Source organism: Hydrogeniiclostridium mannosilyticum, from assembly GCF_003268275.1.
Taxonomy (GTDB): Bacteria; Bacillota; Clostridia; order Oscillospirales; family Acutalibacteraceae; genus Hydrogeniiclostridium; species Hydrogeniiclostridium mannosilyticum.
In genome coordinates, this window is sequence record NZ_QLYR01000008.1 from 95,125 (window position 1) to 120,956 (window position 25,832).

The window sequence follows — 25,832 nt, forward strand, 5'->3', positions numbered from 1 at the left end:
GAAACTCAGTTTACAAGTCCCCGGAGGATTGAATAAATGCGTTCATTGGCATCCAGGATTGCCATTTTTTTTGCATTGCCCCCCAGCTCTGTTATGGTTTTAGGGTCCCTGAACAACTCCTCTACACGTCCGGTCAACGTTTCCCCCGACAGATCCTTTTCCTCTAAAATGGAGGCCGCGTTTTGGTTGACCAGCGCCATTGCATTATGGTATTGATGATTTTCCGCCACATTGGGCGATGGGATCAGGATGGAGGCCTTTCCCTGCACCTGCAGCTCTGAAAGCGTAATGGCTCCTGCGCGGCAAATCACCAAGTCCGCAGCGGCAAGGCACAGCGGCATATTATCAATGTATTCCCGAATATCAATATTCTTATGTTTTTCCAGCAAAACCCCTTTTTCCCTCAGTAAACCAGGGAACCACTTCCCCCACTGGCCGTAACCGTGGATGTGCTGAAACCGGTCTGTTTGTGCGCTCCAAGCCAGCAGATCTGCAACCGCTTCGTTAATCTTGCGCGCGCCCAGGCTGCCGCCGAAGCTCAAAATCAGCGGCCGGCTGTCAAGGCCAAGCGCCGCTCGGGCCTCCAGCTTTTTGGCGCGAATCACTTCCGGTCTCACTGGGTTGCCCGTAAGCACGCACGCAGCCGAAGCCGGCAAATACTTTTGGGCCTCCATGACGGCAAGCATTGTCTTTGCTGCCCGCTTGCTCAGCGCCTTATTGGTCACCCCGGGATAGGCGTTCTGCTCATGAATAACCGACGGGATGCCCAGCTTCATAGCCTCACGGATGACCGGGCCGCTCACATAGCCGCCCGTACCCATGCAGACATCCGGCTTAAACTCCTGAATAATCCGCTTGGCCTCCTGTGTCGATGTAAAAAGGTGCGCCACGTTCTGTACATTCCTTTTTAAATTTTTCCAATTAAGCTTGCGCTGAAAACCCGCGATGGTAATGCTGCGGAATGTATAGCCGCATTGGGGTACCAGCCGCTCTTCCATGCCGCCCTTCGCACCTACATATAGTATTTGGGCGCCGGGTTCTTTTTCCCTTATGGTTCCGGCTACTGCCAGCGCCGGGTTGATATGCCCGGCAGTTCCCCCTCCGGCAAAAAGAATTTTCATACTCTTCATTACGTTCACCCTGTTTCTCTATGTTTTCTCAATCGCGGAATTTCGGCTGATTGAAAGTAAAATCCCCATTTCAGCCAGCAGGATAATCAAAGAGGTACCGCCGGCACTGAAAAAGGGCAGGCTGATCCCTGTATTGGGAATGGTGTTGGTTACGACCATGATGTTCAAAATAACCTGAATGCCGATTTGAACCGTAAGCCCGACTCCCAGCATCATGCCGAATTTATCTTTCGCCCTCAGCGAGACGGTAATTCCGCGCCAGATAAGCATCGCAAATAGAATAATAACAATCAGCGCGCCGATAAATCCCAATTCTTCACATAGTACGGAGAAAATAAAGTCATTCTGCGGCTCGGGCAGATACAGGTATTTTTGCCGGGATTGCCCCAGCCCCAGCCCCAGCAGTCCCCCGGAGCCAATCGCCATGAGCGACTGCCGTGTCTGCCAGGTGTCCGCCAGAATCTCCGCGGTAGCGTTGGGGTCAAATGGATTTTGCCAGGCGGCAATGCGGGCATATGCATACGTAAATTTATCCGTAAAAAACAACAGGTAGGCTGCCGCTGCCCCCAAAGCGCCGAACGCCAGACCAAACCAGCGCAGCTTTACGCCCCCGACAAACAGCATAACGCCGGCGAGCATTAGAATAATCAGGGTTGCAGACATATGATTTTCCATAACCACTAGGCCCGCGATAGACCCCAATATAAGCACATAGGGCAGCACACCATAACGGAAGGTCTGCATCTTATCAAAATTAATAGAAATAAGATGGGCAAAAATTAGGATTAACGCAAATTTGGCGATTTCAGAGGGCTGGAAATTGACCGGGCCGATGTACAGCCAGCGGTACGCCCCCTTGATGTTCGGCACCAGAGGGGTATCTCTGGCGACCAGCATCAACACCAGCATGATATAGGTAACCAACAGGATGGGAATGGCAAATTTATGAAAATGGTGATAATCAAAATATGATACCAGCACCATGATGATAACGCCGGCAACCGCAAAAATGGATTGGTTCCGAATAAAATAGTAGCTGTCACCATTCATATTGTAGTATGCATAGGCATAGCTGGCGGAAAACAGCATGACAAGCCCGATCGTCAGAAGTACCAGCACCAAGAAAAACAACGGCAGGTCCATCCCGCTGCGTACAGAAAAAAGCTTAAACTTTTTTTTGACCCTCCTCAGCATTCCGGAAGGCCCCGTTTTTGACGGCGTACCCTCTCCCCGGCGTTTGGGGGCGGTTCTTTCTTTCGCGCGCACAGCCATGAAGCGGCACTTCCTTTCTTCTACTAAAGAGGTCTAAAAAACAAGAATATTCATAGTATATCTATTCCGGTTTCTTTCATCCGTAAAATCCGGAAAAACTGGTTAAAACCATCCAGGTCGCAAGCGCTCCGGTCAGAATCGTTACCAAAGAGAATACAACGCAGATTTTCACCTCGCTCCAGCCGCACATTTCAAAATGATGGTGGATTGGCGTCATTTTAAAAACGCGTTTCCCATGGGTGAGCTTGAAAAACACCACCTGAATGACTACTGAAACAATTTCAACAATATAGACAATGCCGACCAGCAAAATAAGAATAGGCATATTCATGCCAAAGCCAAGCGCGCATACAATGCCGCCGAGAAACAGCGAACCGGTGTCGCCCATAAACACCTTAGCAGGGTTAAAGTTCCAAATTAGAAAGCCCAGGCAGGCGCCCGCGGTCGCCGCCCCCACAATGCTGGTGCCGTAGTACTCCAGCAGGCCTGACATCAGCATAAAAAAGGTGCTGTAGAAAAAGGTGACCGAACCGTTCAGGCCGTCAATTCCATCTGTAAAATTAACGGCGTTGACAACCCCGACAATTCCAAGGAGCGATAAAATCCAGTAGAAAACACCCAAATCCACCAGTCCTACCAAAGGGACATAGGTTGCCGAGCTTCCCCCTGAGAGGTAGACCGACAGAAGATATGCGCCGGCTACCAGGAATTGCAGCACCAGCTTCTGGCGTACATTCAGCCCCAGGTTCCGCTTTTTTACAACCTTGATATAATCATCCAGAAACCCAATCATGCCGAAGCACACCGCCATCAAAATGCCCGCGATTACCTGAGTGGTCCGAAAGCCCAGCGTCAGCTCCAGCTTCCCGCCTTCGGTGCTGAAAAGGTAGATTGGCAGGCAGATCGCGCAAGCGGTAACAATACCAATCATAAACATGAAGCCGCCCATGGTCGGCGTACCGTTTTTCTTTTGGTGCCACTTCGGCCCAACCTCGCGGATTGTCTGGCCAAAATTGATTTTGTGCAGAAAAGGGACCATCCATTTCCCCAGCAGTGCTGTAATGGCAAAGGCAATTGCCGCCGCAACCATTGTCCAAATCCCATCCATTTCAAAATTCCCCTTTTACTCTGAAGTTTATAGTCATCGGTCAGCCCAAATAAGCAGAAGCCGGAAATGAATTTAAAGCGTCCATCATTATCGCAAACGGTACGCCGGCTGTCAACGCAGCGGCTGCCGCCGCAATGGCCGGCAATACCGCACCGCGATCCGCCATTCCGTTCAGCCTTACTCTTCCAATCAGTCCAATGCCAACAATTTCAAACGCGGCCGCGCTGCCGGCCACACGAATATTGCGCGCCGTAAAATCCGCGCTGTCGCTGCTGTCTGAAAAGGTCACCAGGTGCGCGCCACAGCTGGCCAGCTCCGGCCGCAGCCTGATGTCGGCAATACAATCCATCCCGGGGCCAGGCAGCGGCTCAGCAAGGAAATCCTCTGAAGTAAACACCGCCATGTCTCCGGCGGCGCCTCCCTTCATTTCGGTAAGCGGAAGCAGCTCAAGCTCCCGCCCGCAGGACTGAACAATCCAAGCCAGAAGCGCTTTCGTCATTTGTGCCTTTGGAGGTAAATAGACCCGCCTGGGCCTGCAATTACAACCACTCATCGTACAAACACGCCTTCCTCTTTAATGCACCGCTTCTTTATCTACAAAATTAACTGTAATAACCGTTCCGGGCGCCACCTTGGTTCCCGGCTCTATGTCCTGTGTGTCCGACGTAACATTGCTGCCAGTCAGCGCTGCGCCTGTGATTTTTAGGTTCAAATTATACTGTGCCGCGGTTTCGTTCGCTTGAGACAAGGTCAAACCTGTCAGCGCCGGCACCTCAACCGTCGTCTCGGTGCTGCTCTCGTCCGTATAAAGGATCACCGTGCCGCCTTTAGGGATCGCCTTGCCTCCCTCTGGAATCTGAGCGACAACCGTATCTCCGGAGCCCATGACCTTACAGCTCAGCGAGGCGTTGCTGATCGTCTCCTTTGCCGTCCGAAGCTCATTGCCGGTGACACTCGGCGTTGTGGTGTCCAGCTTTTGCAGTTCTTCCTCGGTATATTTACGCTCAATTCCCAAATACGGCAAAATCTCCGACATGGTCTGTGCAAACGGGGGGCCCGCAATTGCACTGCCGAACACCTGGCCGTTTTGCGGAAGCGGTTCATCAAAAAACACCAGCATAACAATTTCCGGGTCATCCGCCGGCGCAAAGCCGCAATAGGATGCGATGTATCTCTTTTCACCCTCGCGGCCCTGAGCATTCCATTCGTCAATTTTTTCCGACGTTCCGGTTTTCCCCGCGATGCGGTAGCCGGCAATATACCCGTTTTTGGCGGTGCCGGTGGTCGCGGTATCCTGCAGCATCTTACTGACGCGCTTGCTGGTATCCTCGGAAATCACCTGGCGTTTTACAGATGTATCGATGGTTTTGACGATGTTGCCGTCATCATCAATAATCTTACTGACAACGTGTGGCTGCACCATATAGCCGCCGTTCGCTACAGCTGCCGCAGCAGTGATCATTTGGATCGGCGTCACGCGGAAGGTCTGTCCGAACGCTGAGGTCGCAAGCTGTGTCGGCCCCAGCCCCGCGGCATCATAATAAAGGCTCTTGCTGACCTCGCTTTCACCCGGCAGGTCAATCCCGGTCTTCTGCGTCATACCGAAGGCCTCGAAATATTTGAAAAAAGTATCTGCCCCCAGGCGCTCGCCCAGCTGCATAAATACAGGGTTGCAGGAATTGCTCAGGCCCTGGGCAAAGGTTTCGCTGCCGTGCCCGGCCGTACGCCAGCAACCGATGGATATGCCGCCGACAACATAATGCCCGCTACAGCTAAAGGGGGAGCTCTCATCAACAACCCCTTCCTCAAGCCCCATTGCGGCAGTAACCATCTTGAAAACAGAGCCGGGGTTGTAGGTGTCGCTGACACATTTATTACGCCACTGCTTTTCCAGCGCTTCTTTCTTTGCCGCCGCTTGCTCGTCGCCGCTCAGGGCTGCTACCTGGGCCTTTTCTGTTTCGTCAGCCAGTTCAGAGGGATTGTTAGGGTCAAAATCCTGCTTGACCGTCATTCCCAGGATCTCGCCGGTTTTTACGTTCATAACAATGCCGCAGGCACGGTTTCGCACGCCGCAGTTAACCGCAGCTTCCTCCACTGCCTTCTCCAAAATATGCTGGACAACCTCATCAATCGTCAGCACTAGGCTGTAGCCATTCTGTGCGTCGACCTTTTGCTCATATTGAAACGGCATATCGGTTCCGCGGGCGTTTCTCGCGGTAACCAGTTTGCCCGAAACGCCCGAGAGATAATCGTTATAAGAAGCCTCTACGCCAATAACGCCCTGATTTTCCGAGTTTGTAAAGCCGAGGACCGTAGAGGCCAGGGAATTATAGGGGTAATAGCGTTTAAAGTCCTCCTCCAAAATAATCGCATTGCCCAGCTCATTGTCATTTTTAAACTTCAGGACCTCGTTTTTGACATCGGTCTCAACCTTGCTCTTAATTCTGTAATAAAAGGTTTTTTTCTGCAGAGCCTTCATAATATCATCCGGCTCCATATCCAGAATTTCTGCCAGGCCGTTGGCAATCAACGTCCTGGTTTCGTCATCCTTGACATAGTTCGGGTTGAGCACTATCTTCCACACGGTAGCGCTCTGTGCAAGCACCTTCATATTGGCATCATAAATGGTTCCCCGCTGTGCGGTCAGGGAAACATCCTGCGTCTGTATGTTAATTGCCCGTGTGCGGAGCTCTTCGCCTTGGATAATCTGCAAATGAAACAAACTGACAATGATTGTTCCAAAGCCGCCAATAATTAAAAACAAGAGCACAAAAGTGGTCCGCCGCCACATGCGTACGGTTGGTCCCTTCGCCATCTAGCCACCACACCTTTCTGCAGCGCAAACTGCCGTCTAAGCCCTACGGCTCAATCCTATAAAAATGGAAGTCAAGATCAAGTCTTAACTTCCATATCCAGTAAGTCCCAGACCATGTCTGTATCCATACTTATTTCCAAAGGCCGGGGATTATGCCAAACTATGAGAGCAACTGCTGCAACCAGTTCCAAATGGCAGTGAAAATATTTTCGTCCTCCGCGCCATTGAGGACCTGCCCTTGATCCCCGCCGGAGACGCCGATATATTCTACCTGGTTTTTCTCAATCTTCTGCATGCCAAGCTGATTTTTCGCATAGTCCTCTACCGAGTCCAACGAAAGCTCGGCAGCTGATTTCATCTGAAGCTGTGTATATATACTTTCGCTTTCGGCCAGCGACTTATTTGCCGTATTGATTTTTTCTGTCAGCTCCGTCATTTGTACCTGCCCATAAATCAGCATGCCCACCGTTCCCACCGTGAAAATAAGCGCCACAAAAAACGAGAGCATTTTAAAGGGATGCAGCTTGGGCCTGCGGTTCTTTTCCAGCTCCTTTTCCGGCAGGGAAATCACGTTATTTTTTTGTACCCGGCGTGCCGGTTGGGCCCCTTCCCTGGGTTTGGGCTCAAACATCGCAAAATCATACGCCTTATTATCCTGTAAAGCCATTGCTGAACTCCCCCTGTTCTCTGTTGGTATTTTATCTCCGTTATCTATTCATCTGAAAGCTTTGTACACACCCTGAGGCGGGCACTTCTGCTGCGCGGGTTCTCTCGGACCTCTTCCGCGCTGGGTGCAAGCCCTTTTTTGTAAAGCAGCTCCGCTCGGGGCTTTTTTCCACATACGCAAACCGGAAAATCCGGCGGGCAGGTACAGCCCCGGCACCATTGCGCCATCTTCTGCTTGACAAGCCTGTCCTCTAACGAATGGAAGGTTATAACCGCCAGACGCCCCTGTGTTTTTAAAAGAGCAAACGCGGCATCCAGCCCCTGCTCCAGACAATCGAGCTCTCCGTTCACCGCGATGCGGAGCGCCTGAAAGGTTTTTCTGGCGGGATGCCCCTGCTCTCTGCGCACAGCTGCAGGTACCGACTCCTTGATGATCTCCGCCAGCTGGCCAGTGGTCTCAATTTGTCCTTTTTCCCTTGCCCGGGTTATTCCCTGTGCAATTCGTTTTGCGTTCCGGTCCTCTCCATACTGGCTAATAATCCGCGCCAGCTCCTGCCAGCTCAACTGATTGACCAGATCACGCGCGCTTGTGCCCGACTGGCTCATCCGCATATCTAGCGGTGCGTCCTGGTGGTATGAAAAGCCCCGTTCCCCATTATCGAATTGATAAGAGGAGACGCCTATGTCCAGCAAAACGCCGTCTACCGCCTTGAAGCCCAGCTTTTCCGCAATGCGGTCCATCGCGGAAAAATTCCCCTGGTAAATAATTGCGTTGGGGTTTGCCGCAAAGCGCTTTTGAAGCACTGCAACCGCATCCGGGTCCTGGTCAATGGAAATCAGCTTCCCGTTTCCCAGCAAGCGGAGTATTGCCTGAGAATGGCCGCCGCCGCCTGCCGTACCGTCAATATAGATCCCCTCCGGGGATATTGATAAAGCTTCCACCGTCTCCTGCAGCAAAACGGATTTATGCTGAAACTCCAAAGGCCACACCCCTTTTCTCTGTATGCGCTATAGGGAAAGCTCGTCCATAACAGCGGCAACGCTGTCTTCTGTAAGGGTGTCATTGAAAGCGTTCCACCTGCCGGCATCCCAAATTTCCGCACGTTTCGACGCCCCAATAAAAACAACGTCCTTCGCCAGCTGCGCGTAATCACGCAGGTTTTGCGGCAGCAGAATCCGTCCCTGTTTATCCGGCTCTACCTCTACGGCGCCCGCAAAGAAAAAACGCTGTAGCCCCTTAGCCTTGCTCATGGGCATAGCCATAATTTTCTCTTGAAGCTTGTCCCATTCGGACGGTGAAAGTACAAACAGGCAGTTATCAAGGCCCTTTGTAACATAAAATTTATCGCCGAGATCCTCCCGAAATTTTGCGGGAACAATAATCCGGCCTTTTACGTCAATATTATGTTGGTACTCTCCTATCAACATAGCCTTGCCACTTTCCTGAAGCTGAAATGGAGCAGCCGCCCCACTTAGCACCACTTTCCTCTACTTTCTACCACTTCATGCTATAAATTATAGCGTAATCCCCACTCAAATGCAACTACTAATTTTTTATTTATGTAAACTTATATGGCAAAATTTGGTTATTTTTTAATCAAATTCTCCCGGCCGAACGCCTTTTTTGCATTTCAAGCGCCGGGTACAGCCGGCAGAAGAGGGGCGGTTTACGAATAATGTATAAACTTTTTCTCTAGCCAACACAATCCACGAAGGCTTCCCTGCAATGTACACCGCCTTTTGTATATTTATCCTGTATATAATTTTATTCACTTAACCGCCATGCCTTTCTCGAATAACAAAAAGAAAAGCGAAGACGGATTGCTCCGTCTTCGCTTTTCAGCTTCCCTGTATATTTGCGGTTATTCTATTACCTTCTTTTTTCTGCAGCCGGTGATTAAGACGATGGAAATTACTCCTGCCGAAGCAACCATAAGGGCAACCCAAAGATTATAGTTGCTGTTGTCGCCCGTACCAGGGCTTTGCGTATCTCCATTCTGCGGCTCAGCCGGTTTGGAAGGCGTTACGCCGCCGATAGCCTTTACAATGAACGCCGCCTCTGCGGGTTCGGCAACCAGCCGGCCGTCCTCGTCACGGGTAATGTCTACCTCATAGGTATTGCCCTCGATAAACTCATAACCCTCCGGTGCAGTCACGGTCTCAATACCGCCGCCTATGCTGTCGAAGTATTCGGTATAACCCAAGTCCTCCAGCACGTTTCCGTCCGGCGTTTTGAATATGATATTCACCGTTGCTTTCGGCTCAACCATAATCTCTACCACAGGATTTGTGACCGTCCACTTGCCATCAGACCACACAAGGGAAGTAGGATACAGCCAATCTTCGTCCGGATGGGCGGGGATGATCTCCATATACTCATAGGGAATCGGAATGTCCTCACGGCTGTATGCCCCTGCTTGGTCGAACGTAATTGTTCCTCCGCCCGGCACAGGGTTGCCCTCTCCGTCCACATATTTTACTTCAAAGGAATAGTCGGAGGGATTCACTTGGGGAATGGGCAGTGTAATCTCTATTGCTCCAATGTTTGAGTAAAAAGTTTGATCTGTAGCAAGCAAATATGATTGGAACTTATAGGTCTTCCCAGGAGTCAGGCCGGTAAACACAGGAGATTCCTGCCAATCGCCGCCGTTGGAATATACCGCTCCTTCGATTTCCTTCAGAGTAACCGAGGTTTCGGTTACTTCCGCCGCCTCCATCTTAGGCGCTGACGGACGGCTTGGTACTGTTAAATGATAAATTGTACTGGCAAAATCCGCATTGGTGGCCTGCCGCTGGATATACAAATCCACGCCCGGCGTCACCGGAATGTTCTTTCCGTTCTCGCAACGGGTGGCATCAGACATATCCGGATTTACACTGTATGCGTAAACGTCACTGAAAGGGTCTACTGTTTGTTCGTTAGCATAGTCAATGTTAATCGTTGAAACCGTCCTGCGCTTCGGAATATATTCTGTCAAACTGCTGCCGCCTGCCAGCGGCTCAACCGTCAGCTTGATTTCTTCCTCCGTACTGATGAGGGAGGAAATGGAACCGCCGGAAGGGATTACATTTCCCTGATTGTCTTTTACTCGATAGGCTGATTCATCATAACCGATTGTTTCTGCTTCGTAATCATAAGTCAGCATACTCCGGTAAAGATTCATCTGATAGGTACTGGTGGTTTTTCCTTCTTTTTCCACTTGAACAGCAACCTGTGTGGTTTGGCCCGGCCTCAGAAGAATATCATGGCTCCAGTCAGACGAATTTAATTCCATGCCATTCACATAGATGGTATCTCCGCTTTGTGCCATCACCTGCACCATTTCTGCCTCGATAGGAAAATAAATGGTTTCCTCTGTCAAGCCGTCGGTTTCCAGATGCTTGGTTCCGCCTTCAAATCGAACGGCAAAATCGGTAAGCTGCGCCACCGCTTTCGTGTAGGTCTTCGTCACTGTATTTCCTTTTTTACCATCTTTGACCGCATACGCTGAAACTGTTGTTTCGGATCCGTCATCCAATAGATTATCAAGTACAACCCCTGTATCTGTCAATCGGAAAGCTTTTCTGCCGTCAACTGAAACCCAAATTTCGTCAGCGCCTTCGGCATCTAAAGAAAGGAACGTGTTATTTTCAACCGGGCCTTCCATCTCGGAAAAACGGACGGTTGGAACCGCTTCGCCTGACTCCGGCAGTAGGTTGGTAAAGCCTTTGATACAGACATTGGAAATATAAAAATCACCGGCGTTTCCCGCAACATCGAGCCACTGCCCGTCAGAAAGAACATAGCTTTCTCCTCCGTTCCCCAGATGTTCAGGAACATACTCTTCGTTTGGAACCGGGCACCACTCAATAGGCAGCGGCGATTCAAATTCGGGATTTTCCCATGTGACGACAATGCTGAAGCGTTCGCCGGCTTTCAAAGAAACCGGCTCTTTCAGCTCAATGGTATGGTAACCCGCATAAGGCTCCGTCCCGGTCTGATTTTGGAGTGCAAGCCGGCCGGATTCCGGCTGTCCTTCTTCCACCCCTGTGTAAACCGATATAGAATACTCTGTCCCGGCGTCGGTTGTGTAAAAAGACACTGCTTCCAGCTGTTCATCCGACGCTGCGGTAAAAATATTGGCAGCGGTTGACCTAGTAAGCTGTTCAGCATCCGTCGCTACTGAATAGGACCAGCCTGCCGTGTCATACTGATAATTTTTTGTATAGTTGTCCGCTTCCTCAAGCAGATAGGCGGGACCTGTCGTGATGCTTTTATCCTCATAGGAGAGCCAAAAATAACCGTCGTCACCCCAATCGGCGCCCCAGCTGTTGCGGATCAGCCATGCCCCGTCGTGCTCCGGCTGCTTCCCCTCAAGGAAATTTTCTTTTGGATAGTTGTCATCCCAGCCTGCAATCAGGACCGCATGGTCTGTTGAAACCGGTTCGCTGTTGTACCAGGCGGAGGTTTCCTCGTTATAATAGTCGGACATTCCGCTGGAATAATAATGAATGGTGATAGACATATTATTCATAAGCATCTGCTTGATAATTGCCGTATCGATATATACATCCAATCCCCAGTCCGAGTCAAAATAGTTACCATTAGGCATATAATAGGCGTCCTGCAAATGATAGTCCGCCGCATACCGCAAGGATTCTTCGGGATTCTGTTGATTTTGGGGATTCAGCGGCGCTCTTTCTTCAAATACCGGTCCTTTCCAGGCAGCCATGGCGGCAACTGCATTTGCATCATTACCGCCCGCCATATAAGGGTCTTCAACCGGCCGGCTTTCTTCTTCCTCCGGCCCGCGGAAAGTAAACCATGTGGTGTGAATCGGAGAAAACGAAGTTTGCGGGAACTGCTCCATCAAAGGGCTTGCCGCAGCAGAATTGGCGGCGATCGCCCAGCAGATGCCTAAAGGATTTTGATCGAGCACCGGCTCTACCTTGCCGTAATCCCGCAGATCGTATTCCTCCGGCAAAAGGGCGTTCTGCATGGCTCCTAGCCGCGCATAGCTTTTCGTCAAATAGGAAAAATCCTGATATACGGGCATAGCGCCCTGCTTTCCGTTTTCCTCCCATTCCACATAATCGGGATTTAACTGGGATTCATCAAAATATTTAGCCAGCGGGCTTGTTTTCGCCGTTCCGTCGCCGCTTGTTCCGTCCGTTCCCCTTGCGTAAACCGGCGTGGTCGCCAGCAGCGAAATTACAAGCACACCGCTTAAAACCCGGTTGATCCATTTGGATTTCAAAGAACCAGCTCCTTTACCTGATATTTGTTTTCCCTCTCAATAGGGTTGTTTTGGGTGTCGTTCATCCCGTTGTTATGCTGCGTCCTGGAGCCTATCCGCCGCTTCGGGCAGCCAGGAGCCATTTGCCAGCATCGAGAGCATTTCCTCAGTGGCGGCGGTATAGGCGACCTCGACCTCGCTGCCATTTGCTACCAGAAATTCAGACAAACCGTATTCATCCTCGGCCTCTGCCGCCCAGTCATAAGTATAGCCAAGCCGTGTCCAGGGGTAGGCACTGTCAAAATAGCTCCAGATAATATTGCCGTCAAACCACTCCTTAAAGGCCTCGTCCGTATTTTCCGCTAGGGAAGCGGTCATGGTAACGTCTCCAATCTCCTGTACATTCGCGGGGCGCTGGACATCCTCCGGCTTCACCCACATGGCGGTGAAATGGGTACTTTCGTTGTCCGGCGTCAGGCCGATGAGCTGCCGCAGGCGGGCGGGCCAATCGGTTACGCCGTCTTTGCTTTCCTGATACCAATCGGCCAGCTCGCCGCCGGTAAAGGTCCAGACCTCGCCCCATTCGATCTCAACATCCTTGCCGTCCGGGTAGCTGTCCGGATATTTGTGGAAGGTAAGCAGCAGCACCCGGCCTTCCTCGTCATATACGGCATAAGGCTCGCCTTTTTCCAGGCTGACAAGCGGAAAAATCTCGTCGGCTTCTACCGTCATGGCATCCTGTACTGCTTCGGCGTATAACTCTTCCGGCGTTTTTGGGGTGTCTTCTACGGTCCTCGCCGGCTGTGCCTCCGGGCGGGTAACGCCGTATGTAATCCCCCAGGTGCCGCCAACCGCTGCCAGCACAAGCACAAGCGCCAGCACCAGGCTGATTTTCGCCTTCAAAAATTTCTGCATTGATTATTTCTCCTTTTTGAAAAACAGGCGCACAGACGTGGCTGTGCGCCTGTTTCATTCGTTAATTTTCTTCCGCTATCGAGTCGGTACTTTCCATAATCGTATCCACTACGGCGGCGTATTCGCCGTCCGGCAGAGGATTATTTTTTAGTTCCTCCGCTGTTTTTGTCATCAACATCCATGCGGAATAGGAAAAATGCTGATTGCCAAAAATGTCAGTCACCACGAACTGATAGCCGTAATCACCGGCCTCCAGCGGTTCCTCGGTAATTACATACTCGCCTTGCGGAACCTCCTGCTCCCGTTCTAGGACTTTTGAATACTCCGGCAACCCGTCTGCACCAAGCGTCAGGGTTTGATAAGGATAATAGGCGGTAATCTTGTCGGTAGGCTTTAACTCGGTAATCTCCTTGTCCGACATCCCCGTGACCGGGTCAATGCCGTTCCATGCGCCCAGCAGCTTGTAGTAACCGCCGTTTTCATAGGCGTCATCCCAGATAAAGGCAAAACGCAGGTTGGTACGCTCCCCGTTAAGGGAGATGGGCGCTGTGAAAATGATGTAATCCTCAGTATCTTCCACCGGCGTGACATACAGCTTACAGCCGTTTAAGGCCAGCCAGATCCCGCGGAAGTTGCTGTGGAAGCTCAACCCATCCTCACTGGTAAACATATCGTTGTCCCGTCCGAACCACGAGCCAGTCATCACTGGCGTATCGCCGTTCATACCAAGCGAATACTCCAGCAGCAGGAAGTCCACCGAGAGGATATAGTTGCGAGAGGATTCGTCTAAAGCGATTTGGAACGAGCCGTCCTCCGCCTCGCTGCCAAGGTCGGTAAACTTAACCGGTTCCTCCGGAATATTGCTGTAAACGCTTTTCAGGTATTCCCGGTAGGATTCGGACGGGCAGATATTGGCGTAGTATTCGCTTAACTGCTGTTCCTCCACATGGGAAGGGTAATAGAACGAAAGCCCTCCCGATTTGCTTTTCTGCGCGCCGTTTACCTTGTAGACGATGGCATCGTCCAAAGCATCTATCAGCTCCTTCGAGTCATCCACATCCACGGCGTTCTCGGCAAAGTGGCGCAGGTCGATCATATTGCTATAGCCTTCCTCGCCGGAAGTGCCGCCGTATTTCTGGCTATTTTTAGCGCTTTGGGCAATGCTTTGAATGCCCTTGGCCTCCACCGCGCTTTCCTTCATATTCCCGGCCATGGCGTCAAAGGCTTTCTGCACGCCCTCCAGCTTGCTAAGATCTAAAACCGACAGGGTGGCGGTGGCTTCCTTTCCGCCCGCCTCGCATTTAGCATAGTAGCCGTCGCAGACCGCTTTGCCCAGAGCTCCGCCGGAGATGGACTTGTCTGCGGAGATAGCGCCGAACAGCACGCCATAATCCCAGCCGCCGGAAGGCTCGATCTCCTCGGAGGCCAGCAGATAGCGGGCATAGGGCTTCAGCGTGGAGGCCGTTTCATAGTTTGCCATCAGGCAGGCGTCAAAGCCAAACAATTCAAAGCGGTCGGTCATCTGCTCCGACACGGTCTCCAGGGCACCGTCCATCTCGGCGAGGGTCAGGGCGTCGAAGCCATAGTTTTCATCGTTGGCCGCGCCCTCGATGCTGCCGCTGCCGTGATCCCAAACAATGACGCACATCTTCTCGGCGGGGTAATTTTCAACCCCGTAGGAGAGGAAACCGGCAAAGGTCTGCTGATCGCCCATGTTCGCTTGGGGCAGGCTCTCCAGGAGGGAGAGCCCGCCGTCCTTTACCAGCCAGCGGTTAATGCTGTCATTCGGTATGTCGTGAGAGCGCCATTTTTCCGCGCCGCCGGTCTGGATCACGACGTTCACATTGTCCGGGATGTCGGCGGCAAGGATCTCGTCCAGGTTCTTGCCCGCCGCCCCCATCTGTGTTTCCAGGTTAGAGCCGCACAGGTAGAGGAAAACACTCCACGTGTCCGCCTCGCCCATGGGCTTTTCCTTTGGGGCGGAACAGCCGGAGACAAGCCCCGCCAGCAGGCACAGGCAGAGCATCAGCCCCATCGCACGCTTTTTCATATGCTTCACAATCTTCATCCCATACTTCTTTGCAAATGATTTTTAAGATATCTTAAAACAAATGCAGTCATACCTCGTCAGATCACTGAAGTCGGATTTGCAGTCATCTTCTAAATTCTTCCGCTGAATGGATGATTCGTTTAGCGGGGCATAGTCCAGATCCAGCTCATAATCATAAAAGAAGAAGCAATAGGTCTTATCCCAATCAATATCTAATACAAGCTTATCCCTATCGTTTGACTTTTCATATCCGATCATCTCCAGCTCCTGCTCGACGGTCTTCCCGTGCATACGGCTGTTAAATTCAGAGATTACGGAGTCTGTCCACGTAAACTTTGTACCGTTGTTCCAATATGATATGCTCTCGCGAGAGATGTAAAGTGTTTTCTTGGCGGCATACATATACACGTCTCCATCTGTTCTGCGCTGAACCGCCTTTTGCTCCAGGACACTGTTGAGCTTTTCAAACTGGCTGGTCAGATTCTGAATGGTGCTGGTATCCTGATCGCCGTACTGATAATACGAGCACAGGAGCAGGTATGAATTCAGCATCTCGAATTGGATAGCGGTCCGGAACGCTTCCCGTTCGTCATATCCCATGGTATCGAAGTTATAATAATACGTCATATATTTATCAAAGGAATCCAACACATTGCCGCTGCTTGTGGTAGTGACCGACGTATACACGTTCGTAAAGTAATTTTTTAAAAACGTAAAGGTGCCGTCCCGGTCATTGTCCGCAACCTGTTTCATCACCTGGCCCATATACTCTCCCCAGGCCTCGCCATCGTCCTCCGGCTTCGCCGTTGGCGCTGTCACGCCCTGTTCCTCCAGCTTTTTCTGCGCATTTTGGATTTTACTCAGCGCATATTGCCTATACTGCGACAGCATCATCAGCTTATCGGTGTAAAAATCACCGATAGACGCGCCGGCCATGTCGCCGCGCAGGCCGTCGATTTCCATGGAGAGCCCATTAATATCATCATGTAGGCTCATAACAGCGTCATAGACTTTATCCAGCTTTGCCTTCTCCGATTCAATCACACCGAGCATTTCCAACCCGCTGTATACGGCGGAAATGCCGCTGAATACGCCGGAACCCACATCTACGATGGAGCCCCAGGTGGTGTTCCCAAAGCCGCCGACAATATCCTTAATCTGACCAACTTCCATTTCGGTGAACAGGCGGCCCATACTCGCCTGGCTGTATTCCCGCGTATAGGATGTTTCCCGCGCCGTGGGATCGCCCCAGCGGCTGGCCAGCGCGCCTGCCTCCAGCTTCACCGTCCCGTTCAGGCTCATTTCCTCTACGGATACGCCGTTCGACGGCATGGACACCTTCAGTTCTGCTGTCGTATCGCTCGTGCGGGTGATGGAGACAACGGATGCGTCCCCAAAATCACCGGCAAAGGAAACCATGTCATTTTCTAAGCTTTCGGCAAAGACGCCCGCGTTGGCGTATAGAATCAAGGTAATATCATACTTCCCATCTTTTTCCTCCGCGTAGTCGAACACCGGGTAAAAATTCGCACTGCCTAAATCCGCTTCTACTGTCAGCGGCTCGCTGTTGCCGGCGGCATCCGCCGCGATGGTCAAGTTCTTGCCGTCCAAGGCGGCTCCCGCGCTGTTTTTATCCGAAACACCCGGCACATCTAGGGTCAAAACGCCCTCGGTACCGCTCTTCTTTTCAAAGCCGCTTACCGAAGCGCCGTCCATCTGAAAGCTTTCCGCTGCCGCCTTATCGGTAAAACGGTATCCGCCCAGAAGGATCGGAACAGTTACCTTTCCGTTCTCCGCAGTCAGCTTTGCTGCATCCAGATACACTGCCGCATCGTCTACCGGGATAAATACTTCTATCGGCTTCGCGCTGTCAACGACAGCGGATGAATCCAGGCAAATACCGCCGTCCAAATAAGCGTTGGAAGATTCGTCTTTGAGGATCTCGCCGGTGAGCTGCATGGTCAGGTTTTTGCCGGACGCGCTCAAATCGGCAACAGTAAGATTCGCAAAAGCGCCGCTTAATTGAATATCCTCTTGAGAAACATCATTTGTATAGGAGCCTTCATTCAGTTCCAGCGTAATACGGACTTCCTTATCCAGTGCCGATACCGATTTTACATTCGGGGTCAGTGTGTACTCCGGATAAACGACGTTGGCTTTCGCCAATACAGCGTCCTTGCCGTCATCTTTTTTTCCTTTTACGGCAATGCCGTACCCCGAAGGTTTATTTTCAGCAGCTTTCCCGTCGGAGAATGCAATCTCCAGCGTATGTTCGTCCTTGCGGGTTACACTGTCCACCGAGGCGGTAACTTCGGTACTGTAATCATCAAGATTGACATCGCTTTCCTCTTTATCCCCCTCGGCGTCAAGCGCTTCGCCAAGCGCTTTTTCGTCCATAACAAAATAACCGATATAAATATTCTCTGCGGAAATATCTTCGGGGAAGCTAACGTCTTCCGCTGTAACAACCGTCGTAAATTTTCCTTCCGCGTTATACGACATATCTGTTGCGCTTCCTTGGATTCCTTCTTTCTCTTCTTCCTTGCTGCTGCATCCTGCAAACACGGTCATCAGCATAACGCCGGCAAGCGCGCCGCTGATAATCCGCTTCCATCGTTTTTTCATCATTATTCCTCCTAACACAAATGAAAAATATGATTTATGATGTGAGACTGACCGGTTTCAAACCAAATCACTGTTAAGCGGAGAGCCAAGGATCTCTTCATTCTTTTGCAAGATACGCCCCTCCGCCAGCGGCTGATATCTTAATATTTTTTGAAGCAGCTCCGAGCCGGATAGATCTGACAGCTTCGCCCGGGTATAGACGAGATCAACAGGGTGATTCATTGTATATTGAATCGCCGGCAGGGCCGCTTCAAAAAGAACAACCGCCACAGCGGCATTCAAATTGGATAACAGCTTCGCGGCTCTATTCAGAGCCATTCGGTCGCTGTCAACGACCATAATAACCAAAGTATGTTCCTCCTGTCTGTTGTTTTGGCATTTAGTATAGCAGGCAAAGCGTATCAAAAGCGTATCAAAGCTTTACAAAAATAAAAAAGCCCGCATACTTTGACCCGGGCTTTTCATTCGTCTATTCTTTAAAAAAATGGAGCGCTGCGTTTTGAAGCTCTGCCCAACTGTATTGTGGGAGATAGTCGTCTCGAAAATGGTTGATCGCAATTGGGTCGCCATCCAAAAAGCGGTAATAATCACAGTCCAATACTTTTGGATCTACTGCTAAACGGTTGAAATCCCTCAATAGGATGCAGCCCGCGCCAACATTTTTTAATGTGGTTTTAAGACTGCGGACAATATTACGAAAATATGATTTTCCAGATGAGGAACCATCCGCATCCTCGAAAAGCGCAGCATAGGCTTCAGCCGTTGTTGTTCCCGTCCCTTTTTTGTCAATGAGGAAAGCAAGCAGCTCTTTTGCCTTGGAACGGTCAAATTTAACCGGTTTTTCATTTACGAAAAGTTCAAATCCTCCAAAAGTCTGCACACGGAATTTTTGTTTCGGCTCATCACCGTAAATAAAGGTCAGTTCACGAGCAATATCACCTTCCGAAATTGGCTTAAGCAAATATCCTGTGGCATGTATTTGATAAGCCTGTACCGCATATTCCTGATAGCCTGTCACAAAAACAATGTGAATATCCGGCTGTAGCCGTTTCATCTGTATGGCCAGGTCAATACCGGTCATACCTCCCATTTGAATATCTAAAAAAGCGGCGTCAACCATCTGCTCTCTTATTGCTTCCAAGGCCGTTATGGGCGATGAAAACGTCAGGATTTCATCCTTTGGACGCACGCTGTGAAGCGCCTCCGCTATTTCATCCAGCATGTAGGCCTCGTCATCTACTGCAATAAAAAGCATTACATCCCCTCCTTCGGTATTCGCATGGTGACGGTAGTTCCCTCATTGCTGCTTTTAATTTCAACCGTTCCGTGTACCATCGCTTGAAGCCGGGAACGGACATTTTCAATTCCGATATGCGCGTGTTCGCCCAAATTAGCAAATGTTTTCGCCTTTTCAATGCCAACGCCGTCGTCGGAAATGGTCACGATATGAGCGTCCGGCGCTTCGGCTGTGGAAATGGTAATCACGCCGCCTTCATCTCTGTGCAAAATCCCGTGCCGCACCGCGTTTTCCACAAGAGGCTGTAAGGTGAGCGGTGGGATTTTGAAATTGTTGTGCTGAATATCGTAGACAATACGCAGGCGGTTATGAAACCTTTGCTGTTCCAATGATAGATAATTCATCACATGGGTTAGCTCCTGCTCAAACGGAATGGGATTCCGGTTATGCAGGCTATCCATATTACCGCGCAGGAACATGGAAAACTCTTTGGTTGCCTTGCGTGCCGCTTCGGGATCGTGTCTGCAAAGGTGCGAGATCGTTGCCAATGCATTATATAGGAAATGAGGCTGTATCTGGCTTAGCAGGATATCAATCTGCAATTCCGCCAGTTCCTTTTCCCGCTGGTGAAAAGCCAGCTCCTGCTCATGCTGAATATTTATAAAAAGGATGAGTATATTCAGCGTAATAATCGGACTGACAATTCCAAGCCCGCGAAACATTGTTTGTATCAGCATAGAAACCGGCGGAAGCAATAAATAAAGGTGGAAAAACACCATTTCTCTGCCTGAAAGCTTCTTTCGATTTACAAAAATACAAATGATACATAAAATCATATTAAGAACCGGAATCACTTGTGAAAGCAAAAACAGATTGCCGCGCTGGTACCCGTTCTCGTTTATATAGAAGATGGATCCTGTGAGCGGACTAAGAAGCGCCAAAATTACCTGCACTATGCATAGAACGGCTACCGTTAAAATAAAATATTTGCTTTGCCGTTTTGTAAGCTTTAAATATTCCTTTACATAACTGGAAATAAAAAAAAGAACAAGAGCAGAGCTTATATAATAAAGGAGCGTCAAAGCTGTCAATAATATTTTTTCTCCAGACGAGATAATATCACGAATTGCCCAGTCCCCGATATCGCCTAAAATCATTAAAGCATTGGAGATACACAGTCCCATAAAATATTGGTTCAGTTTTATTTTGTATCTATGTGCCGAGGTCAAGTACAATATTGGCATTAAGCACAGCAGAATACAAAAAATATCCAGCGCAACATTTGCGATTATCATCTGATCCATAGGAAATTCACCTCGCCCGCAATGATTTTAATATGGCAGGACAGCGGAACAGCCCCCTGTCAAAATTTCTTTCTAAATACTTTGTATAACCCCTCTTATACTATACCATACTTTCCGTCACATTCCTACGGTTTATCCAGAAGAGCCGGATGGATGCGAAAGGCTGAAGAGTAGCAGCTACGGGCAGAAAAAAGGTTTCAGCTTCGAGTCCGTAAACGGGCTGACAATCTCATCGCGGATAATACGAGCTAGTCCGCTTATCGTTTCGTCCCTAAACTGAGGGACGGCTCTAAAAAATCTTTCTTCCTGCAAAAAGCCGTTTTCACAATAGAAAAGTTGGATCACCTACTCATAGGTTTTGCTGCTACCATCACGCTTGTACACCATGATGATGTTCCGCAGCCCGTTACGCCATATTGCGATTCATAACAGCTGCAAGCCTGCGAGAGGAACTTGAAACATTTTTCATAATCGATCTCTAGCTTCTGTCAGATTATAATCTTCAAATTCAATGGCGCCGCCTTTAACATGTTGTCGCTCCTGCATATCCTCCAAAATAAAAAAGCCTCACCGCCAGTTGTCTTTCCGGCAGCGTGGGCTTTTTCTGTAAACCACTATTCTCCATAAAAGAAACGGCGGGCCAATTCCTTTCCGCCTTCCTCTGCAACCACGCCGTCCACAATCCTCACCGCATGATCGCAGAGCGCTTCCGCACAGCGCATGTCATGAGTAATCGTGACGATGGTGTTGCCGCTGCGCTCATGCAGCCGGTTCAAAATCTCCACCATTTCACTCAATCCCGCATAATCCTGCCCGACCGTCGGCTCATCCAGCAGCAAGACCTCCGGATTAGAGGCCACTACCGCAGCGATAGAAACCCGCCTTTTCTGTCCCTCAGAAAGCGAATGCGGGTGGCGCTGGGCGAGCTGTTCGATACGAAACAACTGCATAATCTCCTGCGCATACTCATCCGACTCCGCCCCAAAAGCAACCTCCTGCTCCACCGTCGGCATAAATAACTGGTAATTAGGATTTTGATAGACCACGCCGGCTTTTTTAAACCAAGCAGGGCTTCCTTTTGCCTTTTGTCCAAGCGCAGGGTCGAATTTCTGTAAAATACGCCCCTGCGTCGGCCTGTAAAGCCTTGCAAGCAAGCGCAGAAGGGTCGTCTTGCCACAGCCATTTTCACCGAGAAGCAGTACCCGCTCCCCTTTCTTTATCTGAAAGGTAATATCCTTCAAAATTTCTCGGCCTTTTACAGAAAATTTAACGTGTTCAAGCTGAAACGCCGTTCCGTCAGTGGATTTCAGACAGCATGTATCCTTGATCAATTCAGCTTGAGCCGCAAGATATTCCTTTTTATTCTCTATTTTAGATATTTCCCCTCCACGAATGCTCCAAACCGTGTCTACATAAGGAAGGACCATATCCAAACGGTGCTCCACCAATAAAATCGCATACCCAGCCTTCGCAAGCCTGCGCAGAGTATCCATCAAAAGCTCTGATCCATACCTATCCAAATTGGCGAGCGGTTCATCCAAAACCAGGATTTTTTGCTCAGTCGCCAGGGTAGCCGCAGTAATCAGCCGCTGTTTCTGACCACCGGACAGAGTTCTCGTTTTCCAGCCCGGATCGAGTTTCATCAAATGACAAGCACGCTCTATACTGTCTGCAATCTTTTCACGCGGGAAAGCAAAATTTTCGCCGCCGAATGCGATTTCATCCTCCACAATCTGCTGGATGATCTGTGCTTCTGCATTTTGCAGCACAACCCCGACCTTACGGCAGATTTCACCCATCTTCCAGCCTGTAATATCCGCCCCGCCGATCAGTACTTCACCTGTGATCTCCCCTGGCGTTATATTGGGAATAATGCCGGCAATCAGCGACAAAACTGTGCTTTTTCCCTCGCCTGAAAAACCGGAAAGAAGGGCTACTTCCCCATAATCTACCGAGAGGCTGGCATCGTTCAACACCTTTTCCTCATATCCCTCATAGGAAAAGGATACGTTTTTCAGTTCGATTGCTTTCATAGCGCCACCACCAACACACAGCCTGTCAAAACAGCCAGCAAAAATACGATGTCTGAGGCGCACAGCGTGACCGTTTTATAGACGGAGCACGCATCTGCCTCCTTGGTAAATCCCCTTGTTTCTACAGACAGCGCCAGCGTGTCAGAAATATTGACAAGCCGGATGACAAGTGGAATCAAAAAGGCCCTGTAAAAAATCTGCGGGCTGAAAAAGCTGCCTGCGCCGCGGGTCTTCATCGCTTCGCGGACCTGTCTCACTTCACCTCCAAGCAGGGGAAAAAAAGTCAAGGTGATCATCATTCCCAGCGTCAGCATACGGGGCAGCTTCAGCGTTGAGAAATTTCGCACCAAATAAATTGGAGACAAGGCCAAACCGGGAACCACCGCAATGCAGACGGCAAGAATCCGGTTAACCGCCGCATAAGCCGATTGGATGTCCCCGGAAATCAAATAAGTAATGCCTGCAAGCACCGCGCTCGCAAGCACTGCAACAGGTATCACCGCCAAGCAGGCGCGCCAATACCCAAAAAACAGCAGTAACAGCCATATAGCGCTGAGAAAGTAGATGCATGCTACGTCTTTGGCTGTTATAATGCCAAAGACAATAATCAAAACAGAGGCCAATAATCCAATCACAGGATAGATTGGACGTTTCACCAGCAATTTTTCACTCACTTCTTCATTGCTCCCGACTTCTTCAGTTCTTTTGAAATCTTGATACCGATCCAGGCGCCCAAAGCTGAAAGCGCAATTACCGCCAGCGACATCCCCGCTGTGATCCAAGGCGCTTTTATAGCGACAGCCGCCATCGCTTCTCGCCCAAACAAGAGGTTGTAAAGATAGTTGAACGGCAGCGAAAGCGGATTGTAAAGCAGCACGGCAACAAATACCGCACGGTCTTTTTTATAACCGTGAAACACGAGAAGTACAAAGGCCTCTAAAAGCAGCCCGACCACAAGGTTTGAGAAAAACATCGGCGGGGCCATCAGGAGCTGGAACAAGCCGGTCAGCAAGGCCATAATAAAAAGCGCCCCCGGTTTTCTAACTTTCATCAGCCCAATTGCAAAAAAAATGGAAATCTGGAGCCCTGTCACCACCTGCGCAATTCCAAAAACAACAGTCTGGAGGCTGGCTACTAAAGGCATAACCGCACAGGTACAAAGCGTTACCGCTGATATAATGGCTAAAAAAACAATATCCTTCACTTTAAAGGGTTCAAACATCTTTTCTTTCATTTCTCATTCTCCAATCGTCTTTTCTCCCTTTTACTCTCAATGACATGACGTACCGCCGTAACGGGATGGTGAAAGACCATACGCGGCCCTGAGAAACGCATCACTTCGCGGATTTTCTCCCGCATCTCCGGTTTATAGCAGTGCACCTTGCAGTTTGAGCAGAAGGTTTTTGTCTCCATAAAGGGACATTTGTCGCTTCTCATTTTTGCATACTCATCCAGTTCCCTGCACGACGGACACAGGCCACCCTTAACACGGTGTTTTTTGCGGCAATAAAGTGCAATCATCTGCGAGACCAGCAGCTTCTCCCGCGTTCGTTTATCCTCAACTGTTTTCATCAGCTCATCCTCCCGTGCTCCACCGAATAAGCAGTATCCGCAATCCGCATGGTGGACTGGCGGTGGGAAACCAGCACTACCGTTTTCCCCTCCCGTTCTTCATGGAGAGATTTTAAAATTACCGCTTCGTTCAGGCTGTCCAGGTTACTGGTTGGCTCGTCCAGCAGCAGGAAGGGCGCTTCGTGCAGGAAGGCCCTCGCCAGTCCCAGCCGCTGCCGTTCCCCGCCGGATAAGGTGTCGCCCAGCTCACCCACAGGAGTATCGTACCCCTGTGGCAGCGTCATGATAAAATCGTGAACCGATGCCTTTTTGCAGGCTGCCTCGATTTCCTCATCGAAAGCGTTCAGCTTGGCGATCCGCAGGTTGTTTTTGATGCTGTCATGGAACAGGTGGGTTTCCTGGGTAACAAAGCTCTCCATCTCCCGCAGGTTTGCGGTGTTGATTTGGTTGATGGGTGTGTCGGAGATTTTCACATTTCCCTGTTGCACATCCCAGAACCGCATCAGCAGCTTGAGCAAAGTAGACTTGCCGCTTCCGCTGCGTCCCACAATGCCGACAACACTGTTCTGCGGGATTTGCACCGATACATCGGACAGGATGGTTTCGTTTCCATAGGCAAAGGTGACATTCTCCGCCTCAGCGCCGGTGAAAGCGATTTCCGGTTTCCCGTCCACTTCCTCTACTGCTGGCGTTTCGTCCAGAATATCCAGCACCCGGTTGCCTGCCGCAAAGGTGTTCTGTAAGGTGCTGCCCAGCGCCGCCAACGCGATCACCGGGCCAAAAGAGGAGAACAGGGCGATAGTGGGGATTAGAACCCCCTCAAAGCCAATCACTCCGCTTTGACAGAGCAGGGCGGAAACAAACAGCATGATTAGATCAAAAGCCAGCACCACTGTATTCGTCACCGCCGTATTCCGTCCGGCCGTGCGTTTCATCCGTTCTTCGTCTGCGGCGAGGCCGGCCGTCTTTTGGTTCATCTCATCCAGCCGCTTCTTGCCTTGTCCATATTGCAGGGTTTCCGAAAGCCCCCGCAGGCTGTCCAGCACAAAGCCGGATAAGTCACCCGACTTGGAGCGGAACTGCATCCCATCTTCCCCGCTGAACCTGGAGACAACCAAAGGGATCACGATTCCAACCACGAGATACGCCGCCAGCGCGATAAGCCCCAGCAGCCAGTGGAAGGAGCCGATAAACAGGCATAGGACAATAGTAAACAGGAACGCGATGGCTGCCGGAGAAATGGTGTGAGCGTAGAACACCTCCAGCAGCTCAATGTCGGAGGTAATTACGGCGATCAGATCCCCCTTGTCCCGGCCCTCCAGCTTGGCGGGACAGAGCCGGCGCAGCGCCCGGAATATCTTGTCCCGGATGAGAGCCAGCAGCTTGAAGGCGATGAAATGGTTGCACGCCTGTTCCGCATAGCGGAGGACGCCCCGTACAACCGCAAAGACCACGACACAGACAAAAATAGCGGTGAGGGTGAAAGGGGTATCAAAGCGCAGAGCTTCCAGCACTGCATAACCGCCGAAGATGGTGATAAAGGCGGCGCACAGGTGCCCTATCAGCCCCATAAAAACAGCAAGGAACATATACCCAGCCAAAGGCTTCACCAGCCCGATCAGCCGGGACATTACCTTGAATCCGCTTCGTTTTTTCATTTTCCGCCGCCCTCCTTTCCGTAGTTTTCTAAGGATTGCTGTGCTGTCCACAGCCGTTCATACAGGCCATGTTTTTTGAGTAAACCATCATGGCTGCCGCTTTCGGCAATGCTTCCGTTTTCTAACACATAGATATTGTCCGCTTGTACCACATTCGCCAGCCGGTGGGAAATGAGGATCACCGTTTTGTGTTTTGCCAGCTTATGTATCTCGGCCATGATGTCGTTTTCG

At 50.4% G+C, this 25,832-nt stretch carries 20 protein-coding genes and 1 pseudogene; all 21 read right to left on the reverse strand.

Annotated features, from left to right (window positions below; all coding sequences use genetic code 11):
* Nucleotides 1–5: 5 nt before the first annotated feature.
* Nucleotides 6–1,121 carry an undecaprenyldiphospho-muramoylpentapeptide beta-N-acetylglucosaminyltransferase gene (murG, locus tag DPQ25_RS11145; RefSeq protein ID WP_112333282.1) on the reverse strand — a complete coding sequence of 372 codons (1,116 nt, stop codon included), beginning with the start codon at nt 1,119–1,121 and terminating at the stop codon, nt 6–8.
* A 27-nt stretch (nt 1,122–1,148) separates the two neighbouring features.
* Complete coding sequence (gene ftsW, locus DPQ25_RS11150) at nt 1,149–2,324, reverse strand: putative lipid II flippase FtsW (RefSeq protein WP_242978311.1); 1,176 nt, start codon at nt 2,322–2,324, stop codon at nt 1,149–1,151.
* A gap of 154 nt (nt 2,325–2,478) precedes the next feature.
* Nucleotides 2,479–3,510, reverse strand: coding sequence for a phospho-N-acetylmuramoyl-pentapeptide-transferase (mraY, locus tag DPQ25_RS11155; protein ID WP_112333258.1), 1,032 nt, complete (start codon nt 3,508–3,510; stop codon nt 2,479–2,481).
* A 40-nt stretch (nt 3,511–3,550) separates the two neighbouring features.
* Nucleotides 3,551–4,009, reverse strand: a complete 459-nt coding sequence (locus DPQ25_RS11160) for a hypothetical protein (RefSeq protein ID WP_112333259.1) — start codon at nt 4,007–4,009, stop codon at nt 3,551–3,553.
* Between the two features lie 75 nt (nt 4,010–4,084).
* On the reverse strand, nt 4,085–6,325 hold the full coding sequence (locus DPQ25_RS11165; protein WP_112333260.1) for a penicillin-binding transpeptidase domain-containing protein: 2,241 nt from the start codon (nt 6,323–6,325) through the stop codon (nt 4,085–4,087).
* 160 nt (nt 6,326–6,485) lie between these two features.
* Nucleotides 6,486–6,992, reverse strand: coding sequence for a hypothetical protein (locus DPQ25_RS11170; RefSeq protein ID WP_112333261.1), 507 nt, complete (start codon nt 6,990–6,992; stop codon nt 6,486–6,488).
* 44 nt (nt 6,993–7,036) lie between these two features.
* Entirely contained in the window at nt 7,037–7,972 is a 936-nt protein-coding gene (gene rsmH / locus DPQ25_RS11175; RefSeq protein WP_112333262.1) for a 16S rRNA (cytosine(1402)-N(4))-methyltransferase RsmH, read from the reverse strand.
* A gap of 27 nt (nt 7,973–7,999) precedes the next feature.
* Nucleotides 8,000–8,419: a division/cell wall cluster transcriptional repressor MraZ gene (mraZ, locus tag DPQ25_RS11180; protein ID WP_112333263.1), complete on the reverse strand. Its 420-nt coding sequence runs from the start codon at nt 8,417–8,419 to the stop codon at nt 8,000–8,002.
* A gap of 434 nt (nt 8,420–8,853) precedes the next feature.
* Nucleotides 8,854–12,228 (reverse strand): lectin like domain-containing protein, encoded by a 3,375-nt coding sequence (locus tag DPQ25_RS11190; protein ID WP_112333264.1) that lies wholly within the window; start codon nt 12,226–12,228, stop codon nt 8,854–8,856.
* Nucleotides 12,229–12,300: 72 nt separating this feature from the next.
* On the reverse strand, nt 12,301–13,122 hold the full coding sequence (locus DPQ25_RS11195; RefSeq protein WP_112333265.1) for a hypothetical protein: 822 nt from the start codon (nt 13,120–13,122) through the stop codon (nt 12,301–12,303).
* A 61-nt stretch (nt 13,123–13,183) separates the two neighbouring features.
* On the reverse strand, nt 13,184–15,190 hold the full coding sequence (locus DPQ25_RS11200; protein WP_112333266.1) for a clostripain-related cysteine peptidase: 2,007 nt from the start codon (nt 15,188–15,190) through the stop codon (nt 13,184–13,186).
* Nucleotides 15,191–15,214: 24 nt separating this feature from the next.
* Entirely contained in the window at nt 15,215–17,797 is a 2,583-nt protein-coding gene (locus DPQ25_RS11205) for a hypothetical protein (RefSeq protein ID WP_112333267.1), read from the reverse strand.
* 57 nt (nt 17,798–17,854) lie between these two features.
* Nucleotides 17,855–18,145 carry a response regulator gene (locus tag DPQ25_RS11210; RefSeq protein ID WP_112333268.1) on the reverse strand — a complete coding sequence of 97 codons (291 nt, stop codon included), beginning with the start codon at nt 18,143–18,145 and terminating at the stop codon, nt 17,855–17,857.
* Between the two features lie 121 nt (nt 18,146–18,266).
* Nucleotides 18,267–19,052, reverse strand: a complete 786-nt coding sequence (locus tag DPQ25_RS11215; protein WP_112333269.1) for a LytR/AlgR family response regulator transcription factor — start codon at nt 19,050–19,052, stop codon at nt 18,267–18,269.
* The gene (locus DPQ25_RS14735; protein ID WP_177577017.1) at nt 19,052–19,771 is read right to left on the reverse strand and encodes a sensor histidine kinase; all 720 of its coding nucleotides are present in this window, start codon (nt 19,769–19,771) and stop codon (nt 19,052–19,054) included. The genes DPQ25_RS11215 and DPQ25_RS14735 overlap by 1 nt, the downstream gene beginning before the upstream one ends.
* 1,181 nt (nt 19,772–20,952) lie before the next feature.
* Entirely contained in the window at nt 20,953–22,371 is a 1,419-nt protein-coding gene (locus DPQ25_RS11225; protein ID WP_112333271.1) for an ABC transporter ATP-binding protein, read from the reverse strand.
* Entirely contained in the window at nt 22,368–23,045 is a 678-nt protein-coding gene (locus DPQ25_RS11230; protein WP_177577019.1) for an energy-coupling factor transporter transmembrane component T, read from the reverse strand. The genes DPQ25_RS11225 and DPQ25_RS11230 overlap by 4 nt, the downstream gene beginning before the upstream one ends.
* Nucleotides 23,042–23,605: an MptD family putative ECF transporter S component gene (locus tag DPQ25_RS11235; RefSeq protein WP_112333273.1), complete on the reverse strand. Its 564-nt coding sequence runs from the start codon at nt 23,603–23,605 to the stop codon at nt 23,042–23,044. The genes DPQ25_RS11230 and DPQ25_RS11235 overlap by 4 nt, the downstream gene beginning before the upstream one ends.
* A complete protein-coding gene (locus DPQ25_RS11240) occupies nt 23,602–23,943 on the reverse strand; it encodes a nitrous oxide-stimulated promoter family protein (RefSeq protein WP_112333274.1) in 342 nt (113 codons plus the stop codon). The genes DPQ25_RS11235 and DPQ25_RS11240 overlap by 4 nt, the downstream gene beginning before the upstream one ends.
* On the reverse strand, nt 23,943–25,601 hold the full coding sequence (gene cydC / locus DPQ25_RS11245) for a thiol reductant ABC exporter subunit CydC (RefSeq protein ID WP_112333275.1): 1,659 nt from the start codon (nt 25,599–25,601) through the stop codon (nt 23,943–23,945). Before cydC ends, DPQ25_RS11240 begins: the two co-directional genes overlap by 1 nt.
* A pseudogene (locus tag DPQ25_RS11250) lies at nt 25,598–25,832 on the reverse strand (cysteine ABC transporter ATP-binding protein); the annotation flags it as partial. The pseudogene DPQ25_RS11250 and the gene cydC, both read right to left, overlap by 4 nt.